Source organism: Kytococcus sp. HMSC28H12 (assembly GCF_001816045.1).
Taxonomy (GTDB): Bacteria; Actinomycetota; Actinomycetes; order Actinomycetales; family Dermatophilaceae; genus Kytococcus; species Kytococcus schroeteri.
In genome coordinates, this window is record NZ_KV824275.1 from 1 (window position 1) to 3688 (window position 3688).

The following is a 3688-nucleotide window of genomic DNA, read 5'->3' on the forward strand; positions in this document are numbered from 1 at the left end:
GGCACCCACCTGTGGGAGCCCGATCCCGCCCTGGCGCAGGCCGGGCTGGTGGGCGTGGTGGCGGGCGGCGCCGCAGAGGCCCGGGCGGCCGAGCTGGGTACCGGCGTGGGGTGGATGACGGCCGACCTGCCGGGCGACCCCGCGTGGGTGCGCACCCACCGTGTGGTGGAGGTGATGGCGCCCCGCCCCAAGGTGCTCTCCGCGTGGGCCCGCCGCCGGGAGGTCGGCGAGCTGGTGCTGCGCAAGCACGGGTCGTCGCTGGACCCGGCCGTGGTGCGCCAGCGGATCCGGACCCGGGGCGACCAGCGCCGGGTGCTGCTGCTCACCCGCATCGGGGACCGGCAGGTGGCCGTCGAGATCGAGGCCCCGGCGGAGCCCTAGACTCTGCGCGGGTGACGGTGACCGGGGGACGTCCCGGGGCGGTCGACCCAGCCGAGTCCCGCACCCGCCCCGGAGGTCCCGCACATGACTGCCCTTGCCCGCCTGAGCCTGAGGAACAGGGCGTTGGTGGCCCTGGCCACGGTGCTCACCCTCGTGCTCGGACTGTTCTCCACGTCCTCCCTCAAGCAGGAGCTGCTCCCCTCGCTGGAGTTCCCCCTGGTGGTGGCCGTGACGCCCGTGCAGGGCGCCGACTCGCAGGTGGTGGAGTCCCGCGTCACCGTGCCGATGGAGCGCGCCGCCGAGCAGCTCGACGGCATCGAGAAGGTGGAGTCCACCAGCTCCAACGGCCTCTCGGTGGTGCAGGCCACGCTCACCTACGGCACCTCCCTGGACGACGCGAAGGCCGCGCTCCAGGCCGAGGTCTCGGGCATGGACCTCCCCGAGGGGGCCGAGCCCCAGGTGATCGTGGGCGCCTTCGACGCCTTCCCGATCATGCAGGTCTCAGCCACCGGCGGCGGGAGCACCGACCAGCTCGTGGAGCGCCTCAACGACAGCGTGGTGCCCGCGCTGGAGAAGATCGACGGCGTCCGCGAGGTGCAGCTCAGCGGCGTGAAGGACCAGCAGGTGCGGGTGGACCTGGACCCGGCGAAGGCCGCGAAGGCCGGCGTGACGCCGCAGGCCGTGGCCGCCGCGCTGCAGTCCAACGGCGTGGTGGTGCCCGGCGGCACCCTCAACGACGGGGACCAGTCCCTGGCCGTGCAGGTGGGGGCGAGCTTCCAGGACGTCTCCGAGCTGCGCGCGCTGCCGCTGGCCGCCCAGCCGGCCACCGGTGGCGAGGGCGGGCAGGACCCGACCGCACAGGACCCGACCGGGCAGGTGGCCCACGGGCAGCAGGCAGGCGCCACCGCCGCGGCCTCCTCCCCGTCCTCCCCGGTGACCCTCGGCGACGTCGCCAAGGTCACCCTCGCCGACCCGCCGGCCACCGGCCACACCCGCACCGACGGCCGACCCGCCGTCACCCTCGGCATCGTCAAGACCCCCGAGGGGAACACCGTGGGCATCTCCCACGACGTGTCCGACGCCCTGTCCGGGCTGCAGGACGACCTCGGCCAGGACGGCCGCCTCACCGTCGTGTTCGACCAGGCGCCGTTCGTGGAGCAGTCCATCCACGACCTCACCACCGAGGGCCTGCTGGGCCTCGGCTTCGCCATCCTCGTGGTGCTGCTCTTCCTGCTCTCGATCCGCCTGACGCTCGTCACCGCGGTGTCCATCCCGCTCTCGCTGCTCGTGGCGATGATCGGCCTGCACCTGGCCGGCTACTCGCTGAACATCCTCACCCTCGGTGCGCTCACCATCGCCGTGGGGCGCGTGGTGGACGACTCCATCGTGGTCATCGAGAACATCAAACGCCACGTGGACGGCGGCGAGCCCAAGGCGCAGGCCATCCCGCGCGCCGTGGCCGAGGTGGCCGGTGCCGTGACCTCCTCCACGCTGGCCACCGCGGCGGTGTTCCTGCCGCTGGGCCTCGTGGGCGGACAGGTGGGCGAGCTCTTCCGCCCCTTCGCCCTCACCGTCGTGGTGGCCCTGCTGGCCTCCCTCCTGGTGGCCCTCACCATCATCCCGGTGCTGGGCTACTGGTTCCTGCGCAGCCGCGACGCCGGCGACCTCACCGAGGAGCAGCGCCTGGCCGCCCTGCACTCCGACGACCCGGACTGGCTGCAGCGCGGCTACCTGCCCGTGCTGCGCACGGTCATCCGCCGCCCCCTGCTCACCTGCCTGGCGGGCCTGCTCGTGTTCGCCGGCACCGTGGCCTCCGCCGGCCTGGTGAAGACCGACTTCATGGGCTCGGCCGGCGACACCCAGGTGAACGTCACCCAGGAGATGCCCGCCGGCACCACCCTGGAGGCCACCGACGCCGCCGCCCGGAAGGTGGAGGAGGCCCTCGCCGGCATCGACGGCGTGAAGACCGTCACCGCCACCGTGGGTGACACCGGCGACGGCGCGGCCGCCATGACCGGTGGCGGCTCGAGCTCCTCGCAGTTCTTCGTGGCCATGGACGACGAGGCCGACGCCGACGCGGTGCGCACCACCATCGAGGACCGGCTGCAGGACGTGCCCGGCACCGTCCGCGTGACCGGCGCCTCGGAGGACCCGTCGATGGGCCGCACCCAGGTGGTGGTGCGCTCCGACGACGAGAAGGCCCTGGAGGAGACCGCGCGTGCCGTCGAGAAGGCCGTCTCCGGTGTGCAGGGCGCCACGGACGTCTCCAACAACGCGGCCGACACCATCCCCGCCGTGCGCGTGGAGGTCGACCGCCAGAAGGCTCAGGCCGCCGGGCTCTCCGAGGCGGTCGTCGGCCAGCTCGTGGCCGGCGCGCTGCACGGCGCCCCGGTCGGCGAGGTGACCCTGCGGGACGCCGCCCACCCGGTGGTGGTCGTGCAGGGCGAGAAGCCGACCTCCGTGGCCGCGCTGAGGAAGCTGCCGGTGGGCGCCGGTCCGAAGGGCCCGCTCACCCTGGCCGACGTGGCCAGCGTCAGGAAGGTGGAGTCGCCGGTGAGCATCACGCGCACCGACGGCCAGCGCTCGGCCACCATCACCGCCGTCAACGACACCGACGACCTCGGTGCCTTCACCCGGGATCTCACCCAGGCCGTGGACGGCGTCGACGTGCCCGAGGGCGTGGAGGTCTCCGTGGGCGGCGAGAGCGAGGAGCAGGCCGAGGCCTTCGCCCAGCTGGGGCTGGCCATGCTGGCGGCCATCGGCATCGTCTACCTGATCATGGTGGCGGCCTTCCGCTCGATCGTGCAGCCGCTCATCCTGCTGGTCTCCATCCCCTTCGCGGCCACCGGCGCCATCGCGATGCTGGTGCTCACCCGGGTGCCGCTGGGCGTGGCCGGCATGATCGGCGGCCTGATGCTGGTGGGCATCGTGGTGACCAACGCCATCGTGCTCATCGACCTGGTCAACCAGTACCGCGCCCGCGGGCTGTCGATCGAGGACGCCGTGGTGGAGGGCGGCCGCCACCGCCTGCGCCCCATCCTCATGACGGCGCTGGCCACCATCTGCGCGCTCACCCCGATGGCGTTCGCGCTCACCGGCGGCGGGGCCTTCATCAGCCAGCCGCTGGCGATCGTGGTGATCGGCGGCCTGCTGAGCAGCACGGTGCTCACGCTGCTGCTGGTGCCGGCGCTGTACGTCATCGTGGAGCGCGTCGGCCGCCGGTTCGGCCGGGACCGCGGGCAGGAGGCCGGGGAGGCCGAGGGCCTGCCGGCCCCCGGGGCGGAGGGGTCGGCGCAGGCCGCCCCCG

Annotated in this window: 1 protein-coding gene and 1 pseudogene; both read left to right on the plus strand. The window is 73.8% G+C overall.

Annotation, left to right across the window (positions count from 1 at the left end):
* A pseudogene (locus HMPREF3099_RS12640) lies at window positions 1-381 on the plus strand (hypothetical protein); the annotation flags it as partial.
* A gap of 84 nt (window positions 382-465) precedes the next feature.
* Window positions 466-3688: efflux RND transporter permease subunit (locus HMPREF3099_RS00975; protein ID WP_070703343.1), on the plus strand; the 3223-nt coding region annotated here is incomplete at its 3' end.